Origin of the sequence: Rhizobium sp. Leaf321, from assembly GCF_001423215.1 — a bacterium.
In the GTDB taxonomy this organism is placed as follows: Bacteria; Pseudomonadota; Alphaproteobacteria; order Rhizobiales; family Rhizobiaceae; genus Neorhizobium; species Neorhizobium soli.
Map to the genome: position 1 here is coordinate 158,730 of NZ_LMOF01000006.1, position 16,836 is coordinate 175,565.

The following is a 16,836-nucleotide window of genomic DNA, read 5'->3' on the forward strand; positions in this document are numbered from 1 at the left end:
TCAGGGCGTTGCACCAGCCGTATTCTTGAATTCCACATGCTGCTCGCAGTTGGGCGTGCAGGAGAGAACAGAGCGCTCGGTCTGACGGTACACGCGAACCGTATTGCCTTCGTCAATAGAGACGAGAATACGTTCGTCGGCAATCGCATTGCCGTCCTCATCGAGCAGGACGAGATTGGTCGTTCCAAACGCACGGCCCGTCAGGACGATGGTTGTCGGGTCGGCCACGGTCGCGTCGGCGACTTCCGCGTTGCCAACAATCACCTTGGCCACTGGCCTATCCAGTTTCAGTACCCGCGCGTGATTCATGAACACGCGCACAAGGCCGTCTTCCTGCGCCAATGCCGGGCCGCTGAGGCTTGTGGCAATGCCGCAAAGGCATGCGAAGGCAACGAGCATTTTGCGCACAACCATCGTGGTGGCCTTTGAATCGATGAACAGTCGTGTCTCAAAGATGGCGTGGAATGGTGAATGAAGCCTTAAGTAAACATCTCGAGGCTGAGCTTTCCGAAACGTTAACCAATGATGACAGGAGCAAGAGCGGCATTTCCGTGCAAAAATGCGGCTGCAAATATCCCATATCCGCATGTTTATGATATTTTATTAGGTAAATATAATGTTCGGGGACGCAGTTTTCGATTTGAATGATGCTGTTGGTGGGTTGTTTACCCAATGTGCCGTATCAGCGGAGTTAACACTTTGGAAAGGTTCTTCGTTAAGTCGATAGCAATCGTCTAGGGTTAGTTTGGGTTATCCGAACAGCGGAAAACAGTTGTCGGTAAGTGCTGAACCGTAGGTGGGAATAGGAGATTCCATGTCCAAGATTTTTGCTCGTTTTATGAAGGATGAGTCTGGTGCGACCGCCATCGAGTATGGCCTCATCGCAGCTCTCATTTCCGTGGCCCTGATCGCCGGTGCGACCACGCTCGGCGGCGCTCTGAACAACCAGTTCAAGAACCTCGCTACCAAGCTGAACCAGCAGTAAGTTCTTAAGAACCGTGATGTCTATGTGTAGACCGCCCCACCAGGGGCGGTTTTACAGCTTTAGGCCTTGATACATAAGATCGAGGGACGCGGCGCCAAAAGGATGCTTGAAATGGTTGTCATTGTAACCTTGATCGTTCCATTCTGTCTTGCGCTCGCTGCCATCAGCGATCTTTTCACCATGAAGATCCCGAACAAGCTGTCTGCCGCTATTCTAGTTTCGTTTCTCGTCTTCGCACCGCTGGTCGGTCTTGGATGGGCGGACTATGGGATGAGTATTGCCGCAGCTTCCGCCGTGTTTGCTGTGTGCTTCATGCTGTTTGCGATGAACGTGATGGGCGGCGGCGATGCCAAGCTTCTGACGGCAACGGCAATCTGGTTCGGATTTACGCCCGCCCTGATTTCGTTTCTGGTGACCGTCGCCTTCGTCGGCGGATTTATTACACTCATCTTCCTGCTGTTGAGAGCAAACGCCAATACAGCAATGGCAATGGGGATCCGCCTGCCGGCTTCGCTGGTGACAGAAAGCAAGATTCCCTATGGTATCGCGATCGCGATCGGCGGCTACTTGACCTTCCAGCAGTCGCCTGTCGTCAATCTTGTGCTTCTCGCCGCAAGCTAATCGACGCGCACGGCAGGGTAACATTGCGTTAACCCAAATCGTAAGCTTCCTATTAACCATAATTACACCATTCCGGCGCATGCTCTCGAGGATTGATTTGTATTCCTCCGAGGAAGCTCATGAAGCCCGCTCGTCTTATGATTCTCGCAGTCGCAGTTGTAGCGGCAGGTCTTGCCGGCCTGCTGGCGATGCGCCTTACTGGTCAGAAGGGCCCGGACCTCGTCGAGACGGTCATCCAGCGGGAGCCGACGACGAAAGTTCTCGTTTCGGCTGAGAACATTCCCGTCGGCAGCCGGCTCAATGACAAGTCGGTCCAGTGGGTAGAGTGGCCGAACGGCAGCGTCGTCGAAGGCTTTATCACGAGCGACGCCCGGCCGGATGCCATCGCCGATGTCGCCGGCTCTGTCGTTCGCCTGCCGATCTTCAAGGGCGAGCCAATCCGCGCCGAGAAGATTGCAGACTCCTCCAGCCGCATCATGTCCTCGCTGCTTCCGTCCGGAAAGCGCGCTGTCGCGACCGAGATTTCCGTCGCCACCGGTGCCGGCGGCTTCGTGCTCCCCAATGACCGCGTCGACGTGATCATGGTGCGCGAGAACAAGGACAGCGGCAATTTCATCACCGAAAACGTCCTCAACAACGTCCGGGTGCTCGCGATCGACCAGCAGATCCAGGAGGCGCCGGATGGCAGCAAGTCGGTGGTCGGAACGACCGCCACGCTGGAACTGACCCCCGATCAGGCAAAGATCATCACGGTGGCGCAGCAGATGGCAGAGCGCCTGACGCTTGCTCTCCGTTCGGTCGCGGATGCCCAGGAAGCCGATACGGTTGCAGCAGATTATCTGCTGCATGGCGGCGGCAAGGCAGAGGTCCAGGTCATCAAATCAGGGGCGATCGTCAAAAGTTCTGCCTCACAGCAGACGAAGTGAACGGGGCGGGCACATGAGCAAGCTAAGAGCCAGAATTCGTAGGTCCTCGGTCGCCGGGATAGCCCTCTGCCTGTCGGTATCGGGTTTTCCAGGCGGATACGCGCCGGTCGGTCTGTCGGTCCGCGATGCAGTGGCCGCTTCCGATGCCAACCTTATCCGCATCACCGAAGGCGGCCCTGGCGTGAAACGCCGAGTCCAACTCGGTTTGAACAAGGCGCTGGTTGTCGATCTCCCGGCCGATGCGCACGACATCCTGGTCGCAGATCCTTCGCTTGCCGATGCGGTCACGCGAACCTCGCGCCGCATCTACCTGTTCGGGAAGACCGTCGGGCAGACGAATATCTTCGTGTTCGGCCCGAACGGTGAGGAAATTGTCAGCCTCGACGTCGAGATCGAACGCGACATCTCTGGTCTGCAGCAGAACCTTCGCCGGTTCCTGCCGGAATCCGATATCAAGGTCGAGATCATCTCCGACAACATCGTGCTGTCGGGCACGGTGCGCACGCCGCAGGATTCGTCGCAGGCGGAAAAGCTCGCGCGCGCCTTCCTCAAGGGCGGTGAAGCAACCACCCGTAACATCACCGCACAGGGCAATAACGGTGATGCGGATATCTTCGCCGAAAATCGCCAGCAGTCGCAGATCGTCAACCTTTTGACTATCGAGGGCGAAGACCAGGTCACGCTCAAGGTCACGGTTGCGGAAGTCAGCCGCCAGGTCCTGAAACAGCTTGGTTTCAACGGCTCGATCAGCGGCAACAAGGGTAGCTTCTCCTTCTTCAATCCTGCGAATCTGGGGAATGCTGTCAGTCTGGGAAGCCAGGGGGCATTGTCTGGCTCCGTTGGTGCAGCCACTCTCGCCACAACCATGAATGCCATGGAACAGGCCGGCGTCATGCGCACGCTTGCCGAACCAAGCCTGACGGCGATTTCGGGTCAGCAGGCTAAATTCTATGTTGGCGGCGAGTATCGACTGCCAGCGGAGCAGGAAGTCAACGTTGACGACGAAACCCGCAAGACGACGGTCAACCGATCCATCACCACCGTGGACTATGGCATCGAGCTGAATTTCAAGCCGATCGTTCTGTCGCCTGGCCGTATCAGTTTGAATATCGAAACCAATGTTTCGGAGCCGACCTATGAGGGTTCCGTAACGACGGGCAACGGCACAAGCCTGAGCGTTCCGGGCAACACATACATGTCGATCCGCAAGCGCGAAGCCTCAACCACGGTCGAGCTTCCCTCCGGTGGTTCGATCGTCATCGCCGGCCTCGTGCAGGACAATGTCCGCCAGGCGATGTCTGGACTGCCGGGCATCTCCAAGGTTCCGGTCTTCGGTACGCTGTTCCGCAGCAAGGACTTCATCCGCAACGAGACCGAACTCGTCATCATCGCGACGCCCTATCTCGTGAGGCCCGTGGCCCGCAACGAGATCGCCCGTCCGGATGACAATTTCAATCCTGAGAACGACGCGGCTTCCTTCTTCCTGAACCGCGTCAACAAGATCTACGGCCGCAATGAGCCGGCCAAAAGCGGTGGCAGCCAGTATCATGGCTCCGTCGGCTTCATCTACAAGTAAGCGGGGATCGATCATGACCATCACATCGACATCGGCCTCCGCTGCAAAGCGTCGCCAAATCAGGTCTGCCCTTGGCATTGCGGCACTTGCCGCGCTTTTGTCCTCCTGCGGCAACAACATGACGACCGGCTCGGTTCCAGACGACTACCGCACCCGTCATCCGATCGTTCTGGCGGAGGGTGAATCGTCGCTGGATATTCCGATTGGATCGGGCGACGTTCGCCTGACGATCGGACTGCGCGACACGGTGAAGGGTTTCGCACAGCGGTTCGTATCCTCGCCTGCCGGCGTCATCCAGGTCCAGGTTCCGCAGGGCTCATACAATGCCGGTGCTGCATCGCATCTGGCTGGCGACGTTCGCCGCACCCTAATCGCCAACGGCATCAAGCCGCAGCGCATCCTGATGACGAGCTATGGAGCCTCGCCGACCGGCGATGCGGCCCCGATCCGGCTTTCCTTCGTCACGACAAAGGCGATGACCGGCCAGTGCGGCAAATGGCCGGCAGACCTGTCGAACGATACCTACAACAACAGCAACTGGTACAATTTCGGCTGCGCCTCGCAAAACAATCTGGCCGCCCAGATCGCCAACCCGTCGGACCTGATTGCTCCACGCGGAATGACGCCGATCGATGCCACGCAGCGCGCCGGTGTGATCCGCAGTTACCGCGGCGAGACGACAAGCAGCGACAGTGGCAGCGGCACGACGATCAACATCAACGGCAACTGACGGCGGCCTTGAACCGGAGAGAACCATGAGCGCGATCAACTACGAAATTCGCGGTTCCGGCCAGGAGGAGATCTCGGGCGCCGAGCCGGAGCGGAATGGCGACATGGAGGCCCTGCGGCCTCTTCCACGCATTTCCATCCACGCCTTTTGCGAAAGCGACACCATGCAGCGGATGATGGACCGCATGGGCCGCGACCGGCGCATGGCAAAGGTCAATCTGCGTGTCACAAGCGGCAGCGTTGCTGCAGCCGCCAACATGTTTGCGTCGTCACCAACCCCGAATCTGGTCATTCTCGAGACCGATGCGGAGCCAAGAAACCTGCTGCACGAGCTGACACCGCTTGCGGAAGTCTGCGACCCGTCGACCCGCGTGATCGTCATCGGGCGCTATAACGATATCCCGCTTTATCGCGAACTGATCCGCAACGGCATATCGGAATATCTTGTCGGTCCTGTCGAGATGGCGGACATGCTGGCATCGATTTCGGCCATTTTCGTCGATCCGGAAGCCGAACCTCTGGGCCGTTCGATCGCCTTTGTCGGCGCCAAGGGTGGCGTCGGTGCATCGACCATTGCGCATAACTGCGCATTCGGCATTTCCAGCCTGTTCTCCACCGAAACCATTCTTGCCGATCTCGACCTGCCGTTCGGGACCGCCAATATCGATTTCGATCAGGATCCGGCCCAGGGTATTGCCGAAGCGGTGTTTGCACCCGAGCGCCTCGACGAAGTTTTTCTCGATCGCCTGCTGACCAAATGCTCCGAACACCTCTCGCTTCTGGCCGCCCCCTCGCTGCTCGACCGGGCCTATGATTTCGACAGCATGGCTTTCCAGCCGATCATCGAGGTCCTGCAGCGCTCGGCGCCCGTGGCTGTTCTCGATATCCCGCATGGCTGGTCGGAATGGACCCGTTCGGTTCTCGCGTCGGTGGACGAGGTGGTCATCTGTGCGGCTCCCGACCTTGCCAACCTGCGCAACACCAAGAACATGATCGATGCGCTGAAGAAGCTGCGTCCCAACGACCGCGCTCCGCATCTCATCCTCAACCAGGTCGGCATGCCGAAGCGCCCGGAGATTGCGCCTGCCGATTTCGTCGAGCCGCTTGAAATCGAACCGATCGCCATCCTGCCTTTCGATGCGCAGTTGTTCGGCAATGCCGCAAACAGCGGTCGGATGATCTCGGAAATCGACGCCAAATCTCAGATGGCCGAAACCTTTTCGCAGATTGCTCACATCGTCACCGGTCGGGTGGCCATGAAGAAGGCGAAAAAGGGCGGTCTCGGCAAGGTCATGCAAATTCTCGGCCGCAAATAGTCAGACGTTTAGGGACTGGATCAAATCATGTTTGGAAAGCGCGGAAACGAAGGTTCTGGGAAGAGCGTCGGCTTGATGCCGCCCGTCTCTGCGCCGCCTGCCATGACGCCGCAATCGGCCATGAAATCCACAGCACCGGAGATTCTGGCCGAGCCCGTGCGCGATACAGGCGGAGTACGGCAAGCCGTCGCACCGCCACCGCTTGCGCCACCGGCTGCCGGCCGCCGTCGCCAGGCCCGCACCGAACAGTATTACGATACCAAGAGCCAGGTTTTCTCAGCACTTATCGATACGATCGATCTGTCGCAACTTGCCAAGCTCGATGCCGAGAGCGCGCGCGAGGAAATCCGCGATATCGTCAACGACATCATCACGATCAAGAATTTCGCGATGTCGATTTCCGAGCAGGAGGAACTGCTCGAGGACATCTGCAACGATGTGCTGGGCTATGGTCCGCTGGAGCCGCTTCTGGCCCGCGACGACATCGCCGATATCATGGTCAACGGCGCTGGCCAGACCTTTATCGAAGTCGGCGGCAAGACGATCGAGTCGGAGATCCGCTTCCGCGACAACGCGCAGCTCCTGTCGATCTGCCAGCGCATCGTCAGCCAGGTCGGCCGCCGCGTCGACGAAAGTTCGCCGATCTGCGACGCCCGCCTGCCGGACGGTTCGCGCGTCAACGTCATCGCGCCGCCACTGGCGCTCGATGGCCCTGCGCTCACCATCCGCAAGTTCAAGAAGGACAAGCTGACGCTCGATCAGCTGGTCAAGTTCGGAGCGATTACGCCTGAAGGTGCAACTGTTCTGCAGATCATCGGCCGCGTCCGCTGCAATGTCGTCATTTCCGGCGGTACCGGCTCTGGCAAGACCACGCTTTTGAACTGCCTGACGAGCTATATCGACAAGGACGAGCGCGTCATCACCTGCGAGGATACGGCCGAACTGCAATTGCAGCAGCCGCATGTCGTGCGTCTTGAAACCCGGCCGCCGAACATCGAAGGTGAGGGCGAGATCACCATGCGCGACCTCGTCAAGAACTGCCTGCGTATGCGCCCGGAACGCATCATCGTCGGCGAAGTGCGCGGACCTGAAGTCTTCGACCTGTTGCAGGCAATGAACACCGGTCACGACGGCTCGATGGGAACGATCCACTCCAACACGCCACGCGAATGCCTGAGCCGTATGGAATCGATGATCGCCATGGGCGGCTTCACCCTGCCGGCTAAGACCGTTCGCGAGATCATCACCGGATCGGTCGACATCATCATCCAGGCGGCACGTCTGCGCGACGGTTCCCGCCGCATCACCCAGATTACCGAGGTGATCGGCATGGAAGGCGACGTGATCGTCACCCAGGACCTGATGCGCTACGAAATCGAAGGCGAGGATGCCAATGGTCGCCTGATCGGCCGCCACGCATCGACCGGTATTGCCAAGCCGCATTTCTGGGATCGCGCACGCTACTTCGGCGAGGAGCGCCGTCTGGCGGCAGCTCTCGACGCGATGGAAATGGTAAAATCTTGAGAGCGGATCAGAGATAGGTCTCGGGGGAGCGACGGATGTTCGGACTGGATATGACCGTTGTGTTGATCATCGCTCTGGCGGCCGTAGCCGCCGGTGCGGTCTGCTATGCGCTGCTGTTTTCCCGCATCGAGGTCGAGAAAAAGACCGATGCGCGGTTGAGCCGGGTCAAGAGTGCGGAAACCGACCTGACCCGCATGAAGGCATCGCGGGATCGGGTCCAGGAGCTTTCCAAGCGCCGCAAGTCGGTCCAGGACAGTCTCAAGGACCTCGAAAAGCAGCAGCAGGAAAAAAACAAGAAGATGGGCGACCGCAGCCTGAAGGCGCGGCTGCCGCAGACCGGTCTGTCTCTCACCGTCCCACGCTTCTACGTCTACAGCGCCTTGTTCGGACTTTTCGTCTTTCTGGTGACGTTGATCGCCGGCTTGCCGCTGCTTGGCGCCACCGGTGCCGCGTTTGCGGCGAGCCTCGGGTTTCCGCGCTGGGTCGTCGGTTTCCTGATCAAACGCCGTCAGGCCAAGTTCCTGGACGAGTTCGCCAATTCGCTGGATGTCATGGTTCGCTCGATCAAGTCGGGACTGCCGCTCAATGATGCCATCCGGCTGATCGCGTCGGATGGTCAGGAGCCGGTCAAGACCGAGTTCCGGCGCGTGGTGGACTCCCAGCAGATCGGCCTCAGCATCCCCGAAGCCTGCGCACGCATGCTGCAGACGATGCCGCTTTCGGAAGTCAACTTTTTCGCCATCGTCATCGCCATCCAGAGCCAGGCTGGCGGCAATCTTTCCGAAGCGATCGGCAATCTTTCGCGCGTCCTGCGCGAGCGCAAGAAGATGAAGGCCAAGGTGAAGGCGCTGTCGATGGAAGCCAAGGCTTCCGCGTGGATCATCGGCTCATTGCCCTTCGTCGTGTCGACGCTCGTCTATCTGACCTCGCCGGACTACATATCGATCCTTTTTACAGACCCACGCGGCCATATCATCATGCTCTTCTCCGCAGTCTGGATGGGCATCGGAATTTTCGTGATGCGCAACATGATCAACTTCGAGATCTGAGGAGAACCGCACGTGAAGGATCTCGCCGCCACTTTAACCGATCCGGCCATGTTGTTTGCGCTTCTGGTCGCCGTCGCAGTGTTTGCGACCTGCTACACGCTGGCGATCCCCTTCATGGAAAAGGGAACGCTCGACAAGCGCATGAAAGCGGTCTCGACCGAGCGCGACGCAATCCGCGCCCGCGAGCGCGCAAGAATGAACGATCTGTCGAAAGCATCGCTGCGCACCCAGAACAACCGTTCGGCCAGTCACATCGTCGACCGGTTCAATCTGCGCGAAGCGCTCGTGGACGCCAATACGGTCAACAAGCTGCGCGCCGCAGGTCTGCGCACCCAGAACGCCCTCAACTTGTTCCTGGCGGCGCGTTTCATCCTGCCGTTCTGCTTCCTCGCAGCAGCCGCGGTGTGGATCTTCGTGCTTGGCAATCTGGAATCCAAACCGATTGCCATCCGCATGCTGGCGGCCATCGGGTTCGGCTATCTGGGCTTCTACGCTCCCAACATCTATATTTCCAACCGTATGAAAAAGCGGCAGCATTCGATCAAGAGAGCCTGGCCCGATTCGCTCGACCTGATGCTGATCTGCGTCGAGTCAGGGATCTCGATCGAAGCCTCCATGCGCCGGGCGGCCGAGGAGATCGGCACCCAATCGCCTGAATTGGCGGAAGAACTGGTGTTGACCACGGCGGAGCTGTCCTTCCTTCAGGATCGGCGCACGGCTCTCGAAAACCTCGGCATCCGCACCCAGCTCGATATCGTCAAGGCGGTGGCGCAGGCGCTGATCCAAGCCGAACGCTATGGTACGCCCATCGCGCAGGCTCTGCGCGTTCTGGCTCAGGAAGGCCGTGACGAGCGCATGAACGATGCGGAAAAGAAGGCCGCGGCGCTTCCGCCAAAGCTGACGGTCCCGATGATCCTGTTCTTCCTGCCCGTCCTCATCGCCGTCATCCTTGGCCCGGCCGGCATCCAGGTCTCAGACCGGTTCTGAGAAAATTACCTGATCAATGTTTTTGCACGAGCAAGCTGCCAGAGTCTTTCGGCATCTTCGGAGTTGAAGGCTTTCCACGATGCAAACCGCAACCCGCCAGACTTGAGCCTCATGACCAGATGGGCTCGCGTCCTTGTTGCACGTTTGACCATCGACCATGGAATATAGAGCATGGCACCGGCAGCATCACTGGCAGTCATGCCGTTTTCATCAATGGCGTAGGCGATGGCCTTGTTCGCTTTCGGCAAGAACGCCCATTTCACGGTGCAGCAAACCGTTAACAATACAGGGTAACCGATCAAGCCCACGAGAAGGGGTTTCCACGCATTCTGTACAGATAGCCGGATTGCTTCCAACGGGAATTCGGAAATAGGCGCGATGCCGCTGACTGAGTAGTAATACAGTCCAATTCCAAGCACGGGCAAGGACATACAGACAGCAAATATCGCACTGTGGCGAACGATGGTGTGCCTCAGCATGTTCAGGTTATCAGTTTGTGTAAGTGTCGTGGATCCGTGGATTGGTCCAGGCTCGCCATTGTTCAAGAATACCTCCCATCTTCCGTCGTAATCTGTGAGCTTACGGGCTCGCCTTACAGAATTTCAATACGAGAGAAGAATTCGGGACACAATCTTAAATTGGACTTCCATCTCGGGCTGCAAACGTTTCTGAACACGCAATACCAGATTGGATTTGTAGCGTTATTTTGGGTTTCGCGGCTCAATTGACCGCCGTCGTGCCCTTGTCGCTGTCGGCGAGTTTGCGCCAGGAGTTCTGCTGGGAGAGCATGGAGCGCAGGTAGGTCACGTTGGCATCGGCCTGCTGCTGGGAGAGTTCGCGGCGGGCAATGCCTTCAGCCTCTGCGAAGCGACCCTGCAGACCGACGACGAGCGCCAGGTTCTGGCGAACGCGGCTGTCGGCACCCGGCTGCTGCGAGGCGTTCTTCATGTAGCTTTCGGCAGTCTTCAGATCGCCGGAGAGAACGTAGGACATGCCGAGGTTGGACATGACCGTCGGCTCGTTCGGCCGTGTGTTCAGGGCCTGGCGATATTTGGCGCGGGCTTCCTGCGAGCGGCCGAGCTGATCGAGAACAGCACCTTCCGCCGAATAGAGGCGCCAGTCGGGATGGTCCGGCGTCTGCGCGCGGTTGATCGTGGTGAGTGCCTGCTCGAGCTGGCCGGCGCCTGCCTGTGCCTTGCCGTAGGCGGAAAGCACATCGCGGTCAGCGGGGTGCGAAATCGCCACCTGCTGCATCACGGCCAGCGCCTGGGTGTTCTTGCCGGTCATGCCGAGAACGTTGGCGTAGCGCAGGCCGATATCCTTGTTGTTCGGGTTCTTCACATAGGCCGCGCCGATGGAGCGTTCCGCCTCGGCAAGCTGGCTGGCATTCATGCCGTCGAGCGGGGCCGTTGAAATCGTCTGGGGAATGGAGCCCGTTGTCAGCGTGTCGCGCTTGCTCGTGGTACACCCGGTCACCGACAGTGCCAGAAGAACGATCGCGGTCGCCTGCGCAAGCGGCGCAAGGGCGACCAGCCGGGACGTGCGAAACGGAGTGGCGACAGATGCGGTCATCGATGGCGATCTCGTTGGGGGCGGCGTTCAGTCCTCGTCCGGTCCAGCGGCCGATTGTGGTCGGCGCTTTGCGAACACATTTCAAAGTCAGGAATAAACTGTTAACCCTAACGATCCGTTAAAATGAACGTTTCCAGATCCTTGCGAAGGTTGCCATGACCCCATACCAGCATACGGTCCGTCCAGCATTGTTCAGCCAGAAGGGCGCTACGACCCGGCCCGTCCACGCCGTCACGCCCGCGGATCTGGAGAACGGTCGTCTCGACGCGGCGGTCACCGACTGGGCGAAGGCTGCAGGCTTCAAGGCCGAAGCCGGCGCATTCACCTTGCTGCCGGGCAAGAACGGCGGCGTCGCCGGCGCGCTGTTCGGACTGGGCAAGAACGCGTCGGAGCAACCGTTCGTCGCGGGAAAGCTGTCAAAGCTGCTTCCGCCAGGTGATTGGCATCTGGAAGGCGAGGGCGTCTCGCCCGAGCAGTTCGCGCTCGGATTTGGTCTCGGCAGCTATTGTTTCAGCCGCTACAAGAGTGAAAAACCGAAGGATGTCCGCCTCGGCGTCGAGTCCTCCGCCGATCCGTCCGATATAGAACGCCAACTCGCCGGTGTGTTCCTGGCCCGCGATCTCGTCAACATACCCACCAACGAGATGGGACCGGGCGAACTCGACGCAGCCTTCCGGGCGCTCGGCGCGCATTACGGCGCAACCGTCACGACGATCGTCGGTGATGACCTGCTGACACAGAACTTCCCGCTCATCCACACGGTCGGTCGCGCCAGCGCCTCGCAGCCGCGTCTCCTCGAGATGCGCTGGGGCAAAAAGGGCGACCCGCGGGTCACGCTGGTCGGCAAAGGCGTGTGCTTCGATACCGGCGGTCTCGACATCAAGGGCGCTGCCAACATGGCGCTGATGAAGAAGGACATGGGCGGTGCTGCCAATGTCATGGGTCTTGCGCTGATGATCATGGACGCAGGCCTCGCGATCGATCTTCAGGTTCTTGTGCCCGCCGTCGAAAACTCGATCTCGGCCAATGCCTTCCGTCCCGGTGATATCTACAAGAGCCGCAAGGGCATCACGGTCCAGATCGACAATACCGATGCGGAAGGCCGGCTCGTGCTGGCCGATGCGCTTGCCTATGCGGATGAGACCCCGCCGGACCTGCTGATCGACATGGCGACGCTGACGGGTGCCGCACGCGTCGCGCTCGGCACCGAACTCGCCCCCTATTTCACCGACGACGAGGATCTTTCCACCAGACTTACGGCAGCAGCAGGATCGCAGGCGGATCCGATGTGGCGACTGCCTTTGTGGATGGGCTACGACAAGGACATCCGGTCCCGCGCCGCCGACATCACGAACGCGCCCTCCGGCGGCATGGCCGGTGCGATTACCGCGGCGCTGTTTCTCAAACGCTTCGTCACGGCCGCAAAGAGCTGGGTGCATTTTGATATCTATGCCTGGGTTGCAGCGGACAAGCCGCATGCTTCCGTCGGCGGCGAAGCATTCGCGATCCGGGCGCTCTACAAGGTCATCAAGGATATGGCGGCGAGGTAAGATCGCGGGGCATCAAACGAAGCGGTAAGATCTCGCACCTAAGATGGACGCGACACGCAATCTTGGAGGCGGGATGGCCGCAGACTTAACCGCAACGCAGGCACTCGGCCTCTGGCATCGCGTTTCGCTGGAACAGGTGAAGCGCGACGAGCGGGATCTTACCCTGCGCCAGTTGTCGATCCTCTTGCATATCTATCTCGTGCCGCCGCCCCACACGGTACGTGGCTTGGCCGCCACCCTCGACGTCACCAAGCCGGTGATCACCCGCGCACTCGATACGATGGGTGCGCTCGGTCTGGTCGATCGGGTGAGGGACGAGCGCGATCGCCGCAATGTCGTGATAAAGCGGACCGTGGCCGGCGCCCTCTACCTCGAAAATCTCGGCGACCTCATCATCCGTGAAAGCCGCCGCACGGCTGCCGCATAGTGCGACGAACCTGCTGATAACTCCGATCTGACCCTGGAACACAAAAAGATGACCGATCTCGACAGACGCCTCCATGCCTTCCGTGCCGATCTTGCCGATGTGGCGCTCGAAGGTCGCGTCGATGCCGCTCGTTTCGTGCAGGGCGTCGCAGCGCAAATCGCCGTCCCCGTTGCCCCGCTCCGCCCGAAACCGGATGTGGAAAGCGGGATCGACACGCAACTGCTGTTTGGGGAAACCGTGCGCGTCTTCGACCGCAAGGACGGCTTCGTCTGGGTCCAGGCCGATCAGGATGGCTATGTCGGTTACCTCCCGGACGTGATGCTCGATGTCGTCGAACAGGCGACGCACCGTATCGCCACGCAGCGCACCTTCGTCTATCCGGGCCCGGAATTGCGCAAGCCGCCGCTTCGCGCACTGTCGATGGGCAGCCGCGTGACGGTCGTCGGGAAAAGCGAAACCCGCGGCACGCTCTATTTCACGCTCGCCGGCGGCGGCGCCGTGATCGCCAGCCACTGCCTGCCGATCTCGGAAGTCGCCGGCGACGACTATGTCGCCGTTGCTCTGAGGTTCCTCGAAACGCCCTATCTCTGGGGCGGCCGCACAGGCTTCGGCATCGACTGCTCCGGCCTCGTCCAGCTGTCGATGGCGATGATCGGCAAACCGGTACCGCGTGACAGCGACATGCAGGCAGCCTTCGGTGAGAGAATCGACGCCGAGGATCTCCGCCGCGGCGATCTCGTCTTCTGGAAGGGCCATGTCGGTATCATGGAAGACCCGGAAACCCTGCTCCACGCCAACGGCCACACGATGACTGTGGCGCGCGAAAATTTCAAAGCCGCTGTGGAGCGGATAGGCTGGCTCTATGGACAGCCGACAGATTACCGCCGCTTTCCATGATCCGGGCGCAACGATCACGCAAATGTGGGATCGCATCCGCTGGCACCTTGGCGATGCACCTCTTATTTCGTGAAAGCGATAGAGTACCGACAGGGACAGAAAAATGCTGAAGGGTGCATGGATTTTACCAGCCGCGATGCTGATGGGGGTAGTCGTAACGGCCCTTGTTCCTGATGACACGATGGCTGCGGAAGGCGACGTGTTCACCCAGTCGCCCCAGACCTTCTTCAAGAACCTGCCCGGCGTGAAACCGACGGAAAGCCTCGTCAAGTCGGATCCTGATTCCTATTCGTGCACCAGTGATATCGGCTACGTCTCGGAATTGAGGTCAGGGCCGGGCGCCCGCTTCTGGGACGACGTGCCGCGGCGGCTGTATCACTGCGAAACGAACAACGGCATTCGCTATACGGGCACGCAGATGCCGAATACGCACTGGGTCCCAGGCATCAACCCGCGGCATCTTCCGAAGTAGAGCGGAGGTGTTTACGCGTTCATTCCACCCGCAGGAACTACTTGAGATCCGAAAATTTCAACAGCAGAAAATCCGCGTGTGAGGATCTCACACACGAGCTAACTGCATATTTCTAAATTGGAATGGTGCCCAGAAGAGGACTCGAACCTCCACACCCTTTCGGGTACCAGCACCTGAAGCTGGCGCGTCTACCAATTCCGCCATCTGGGCGACGGAGAGCGATGTACGAGGGACACCGGGTCAAGTCAACAGGGTTTTTGAAGTTTTCATGTCAGGCCCCGAAAAACTTTCAAAAACCGTCCTAACCCGCGGTGTCGACTTCGGTTTTGGCTTGGTGTCGGTCGATATGGCCAAGGTCCCGGTCGGGGTCGAGGATATCGCGAACCCGCTGCTTCAATTCCTTGGGACCAGGAAAACCGCCATCGCGTTTGCGCTCCCAGATCAACGCGCCGTCGATGCGGATTTCGAATGCACCGCCGGTGCCTGGGATAAGCCCGACCTCGCCCAGCGAATCACCGAATGTCTGCAGCAGTTCCTGCGCCATCCAGCCCGCCCGTAGCAGCCAGTTGCACTGGGTGCAGTATAAAATGGTGATATGCGGTTTGTCGGTCATGCAACTGAACTCCTGTTTCAGTCCGCGTCGGCAACCAGTTTGACCATGGTCGCCAAGTCTGCGTCGCCATAGCCGGCGTCCAATGCCGCCTCGAAGCTTGCAAGCGACGCCGAGATCGCAGGGATGGAGATCCCGAGCTCCTCTGCGAAATCTCGCACCAGCCGCGCATCCTTCACCGCACCCGACACAGGAAACCCGACCGTGTCCGTCTCACCTGAAATGACAGGAAGCCTGCTCTTCATCGCCGGGCTCGCAGCCGGGCTTCCCGCAAGGATTTCGAGGATCTTCGCTGAAGAGAGGCCGGCGCTCTTGCCTAGCAGCAGTGCCTCCTTGAGATTCTGCCACAGTCCCATCAGCATCATGTTGTTGACGAGCTTGGCCGATGCGCCATCTCCGAGTTTTCCCACATGCAGCGCACGGTCGGAAAGCGTTTCCGCAACGGGCCGAAAGCGCTCGTGGTCTTCAGGCGAGCCGCCGATATAAAGCCCGACCTTTCCCTGAAGCAGCATCTCCGGGCCGCCGGCGATCGGCGCGTCGAGGAGGCCGGCACCCGATCGACCGATGGCCTCCTGGTGGCTCCGCAGAGTCATAGGGTTGACCGTGCTGGTATCGACGATCAGCTTGCCCGTAAGGTCCGTAGCCGCGAGTGTGTTAAGCACATCATGCACCGCCTGATCGTCGATCAGGGCAAGAATGATGACGTCGGAACGCTCTGCTAGGGAGGAAAGGTCTTCAACGGCATCAATGCCGAGAGCCCTCTGCCGCGCACCAAAAGCGTCGCTTCGGCTCCATCCGGTGACAGTGAAGCCCTGTTGTGCAAGGCGCGTCGCCATGGCGCTTCCCATCCGTCCAAGACCGACGATACCGACACGCTCTTTGTTCAAATCCGTTTCCTTCATGGCAGGCGCATATCCCTCTTGTTCCATCCCTTATCCAGTGGCATCTTCTTGTTTAGGGTCAGCTGAGGGAGGCTAAATTGTACAAGTTTCAGGTCTACAAGGACAAGACTGGCGAGTTCCGTTTTCGCTTCAAAGCGTCGAACGGCGAAACGATGTTTATCTCTGAAGGATACAAGCAGAAGGCGTCGGCAATCAACGCGATCGAATCGATCAAGAAGAATGCGCCTGGTGCCACAACCGAAGACGGTACAACCGCCACCGTTTGACGGTTTGAACGTTCGTCTGCCGCATTCCAACGTAAGGTTTTAGCGCAGACACAATGTCCGATCCGCAGATCTTTGGAACAAATTCCCTGTGGTCGCATTGTCTCTGCTGAAACGGAGGAAACAAACATGGCTTACGATCCAAACTCGAATAACACCCGCCCTGACCTTCGCACCACCCCGGAGACGCGCAAAAGCTCTTCCTGGATGGGCTGGGTAGCCATTCTGGCAGTTATCGTCGTCGGCGCGTTTGTCTGGTCGCAGATGGGTGGCTCAACCACCGATCCTGCCACGACATCCTCGACCGCAACGCCGCCTGCTGTCACGGAACCGGCTGCACCTGCTCCGGCAACGCCAGCAGCACCTGCTCCGGCCGCACCGGCTCCTGCTGCACCGGCAACAGGCGGTACGACCCAGCCGTAACAGGCAG

At 59.5% G+C, this 16,836-nt stretch carries 20 protein-coding genes and 1 tRNA gene; 15 read left to right on the top strand and 6 right to left on the bottom strand.

Annotated features, from left to right (window positions below; translation table 11 throughout):
* Positions 1 to 399 carry a pilus assembly protein N-terminal domain-containing protein gene (locus ASF70_RS07165; RefSeq protein WP_092664131.1) on the bottom strand — a complete coding sequence of 133 codons (399 nt, stop codon included), beginning with the start codon at positions 397 to 399 and terminating at the stop codon, positions 1 to 3.
* Positions 400 to 814: 415 nt separating this feature from the next.
* Here ASF70_RS07165 and ASF70_RS07170 point away from each other — a divergent pair, with 415 nt between their 5' ends.
* The 9 genes from ASF70_RS07170 to ASF70_RS07210 all read left to right on the top strand — a co-directional run bounded on the left by ASF70_RS07170 (position 815) and on the right by ASF70_RS07210 (position 9,713).
* Complete coding sequence (locus ASF70_RS07170) at positions 815 to 985, top strand: Flp family type IVb pilin (RefSeq protein WP_062454124.1); 171 nt, start codon at positions 815 to 817, stop codon at positions 983 to 985.
* Between the two features lie 102 nt (positions 986 to 1,087).
* Positions 1,088 to 1,606: a prepilin peptidase gene (locus ASF70_RS07175; protein ID WP_062454123.1), complete on the top strand. Its 519-nt coding sequence runs from the start codon at positions 1,088 to 1,090 to the stop codon at positions 1,604 to 1,606.
* Between the two features lie 119 nt (positions 1,607 to 1,725).
* Positions 1,726 to 2,532, top strand: coding sequence for a Flp pilus assembly protein CpaB (gene cpaB / locus ASF70_RS07180; protein WP_062454122.1), 807 nt, complete (start codon positions 1,726 to 1,728; stop codon positions 2,530 to 2,532).
* A gap of 13 nt (positions 2,533 to 2,545) precedes the next feature.
* A complete protein-coding gene (locus ASF70_RS07185) occupies positions 2,546 to 4,108 on the top strand; it encodes a type II and III secretion system protein family protein (RefSeq protein ID WP_062454121.1) in 1,563 nt (520 codons plus the stop codon).
* A gap of 13 nt (positions 4,109 to 4,121) precedes the next feature.
* Complete coding sequence (locus ASF70_RS07190) at positions 4,122 to 4,838, top strand: CpaD family pilus assembly protein (protein WP_062578688.1); 717 nt, start codon at positions 4,122 to 4,124, stop codon at positions 4,836 to 4,838.
* Positions 4,839 to 4,863: 25 nt separating this feature from the next.
* Complete coding sequence (locus tag ASF70_RS07195; RefSeq protein ID WP_062578690.1) at positions 4,864 to 6,153, top strand: CtpF protein; 1,290 nt, start codon at positions 4,864 to 4,866, stop codon at positions 6,151 to 6,153.
* A gap of 27 nt (positions 6,154 to 6,180) precedes the next feature.
* A complete protein-coding gene (locus ASF70_RS07200) occupies positions 6,181 to 7,677 on the top strand; it encodes a CpaF family protein (RefSeq protein WP_062578692.1) in 1,497 nt (498 codons plus the stop codon).
* A 35-nt stretch (positions 7,678 to 7,712) separates the two neighbouring features.
* Positions 7,713 to 8,726, top strand: coding sequence for a type II secretion system F family protein (locus ASF70_RS07205; protein WP_062578693.1), 1,014 nt, complete (start codon positions 7,713 to 7,715; stop codon positions 8,724 to 8,726).
* Positions 8,727 to 8,774: 48 nt separating this feature from the next.
* Entirely contained in the window at positions 8,775 to 9,713 is a 939-nt protein-coding gene (locus ASF70_RS07210; protein WP_062580105.1) for a type II secretion system F family protein, read from the top strand.
* Positions 9,714 to 9,718: 5 nt separating this feature from the next.
* On the opposite strand, the gene ASF70_RS07215 is transcribed toward ASF70_RS07210, so the two are convergent.
* Both ASF70_RS07215 and ASF70_RS07220 read right to left on the bottom strand, forming a co-directional pair.
* Complete coding sequence (locus ASF70_RS07215) at positions 9,719 to 10,258, bottom strand: hypothetical protein (RefSeq protein WP_156461795.1); 540 nt, start codon at positions 10,256 to 10,258, stop codon at positions 9,719 to 9,721.
* A gap of 175 nt (positions 10,259 to 10,433) precedes the next feature.
* Positions 10,434 to 11,285, bottom strand: a complete 852-nt coding sequence (locus ASF70_RS07220) for a tetratricopeptide repeat protein (protein ID WP_062578697.1) — start codon at positions 11,283 to 11,285, stop codon at positions 10,434 to 10,436.
* 155 nt (positions 11,286 to 11,440) lie between these two features.
* On the opposite strand from ASF70_RS07220, the gene ASF70_RS07225 reads away from it, so the two are divergent.
* The 4 genes from ASF70_RS07225 (at position 11,441) to ASF70_RS07240 (ending at position 14,631) form a co-directional block, all read left to right on the top strand.
* Positions 11,441 to 12,835, top strand: coding sequence for a leucyl aminopeptidase family protein (locus tag ASF70_RS07225; protein WP_062578699.1), 1,395 nt, complete (start codon positions 11,441 to 11,443; stop codon positions 12,833 to 12,835).
* A gap of 73 nt (positions 12,836 to 12,908) precedes the next feature.
* Positions 12,909 to 13,262, top strand: coding sequence for a MarR family winged helix-turn-helix transcriptional regulator (locus ASF70_RS07230; RefSeq protein ID WP_062578701.1), 354 nt, complete (start codon positions 12,909 to 12,911; stop codon positions 13,260 to 13,262).
* Positions 13,263 to 13,310: 48 nt separating this feature from the next.
* On the top strand, positions 13,311 to 14,159 hold the full coding sequence (locus tag ASF70_RS07235) for an NlpC/P60 family protein (RefSeq protein WP_062578703.1): 849 nt from the start codon (positions 13,311 to 13,313) through the stop codon (positions 14,157 to 14,159).
* A 103-nt stretch (positions 14,160 to 14,262) separates the two neighbouring features.
* Complete coding sequence (locus ASF70_RS07240) at positions 14,263 to 14,631, top strand: hypothetical protein (protein WP_062454111.1); 369 nt, start codon at positions 14,263 to 14,265, stop codon at positions 14,629 to 14,631.
* Positions 14,632 to 14,754: 123 nt separating this feature from the next.
* Here the strand turns inward: ASF70_RS07240 and ASF70_RS07245 are convergent.
* From ASF70_RS07245 to ASF70_RS07255, 3 genes are all read right to left on the bottom strand, one after another.
* Positions 14,755 to 14,841 (bottom strand) — tRNA-Leu (locus tag ASF70_RS07245).
* Positions 14,842 to 14,932: 91 nt separating this feature from the next.
* A complete protein-coding gene (locus ASF70_RS07250) occupies positions 14,933 to 15,244 on the bottom strand; it encodes a SelT/SelW/SelH family protein (protein ID WP_062578706.1) in 312 nt (103 codons plus the stop codon).
* 17 nt (positions 15,245 to 15,261) lie between these two features.
* Positions 15,262 to 16,170: an NAD(P)-dependent oxidoreductase gene (locus ASF70_RS07255; protein WP_062578708.1), complete on the bottom strand. Its 909-nt coding sequence runs from the start codon at positions 16,168 to 16,170 to the stop codon at positions 15,262 to 15,264.
* 50 nt (positions 16,171 to 16,220) lie between these two features.
* Between ASF70_RS07255 and ASF70_RS07260 the strand changes: the two genes are divergently transcribed.
* Entirely contained in the window at positions 16,221 to 16,409 is a 189-nt protein-coding gene (locus ASF70_RS07260; protein ID WP_062454108.1) for a YegP family protein, read from the top strand.
* Positions 16,410 to 16,535: 126 nt separating this feature from the next.
* Positions 16,536 to 16,829, top strand: coding sequence for a hypothetical protein (locus ASF70_RS07265; RefSeq protein ID WP_062454107.1), 294 nt, complete (start codon positions 16,536 to 16,538; stop codon positions 16,827 to 16,829).
* Positions 16,830 to 16,836: the final 7 nt, after the last annotated feature.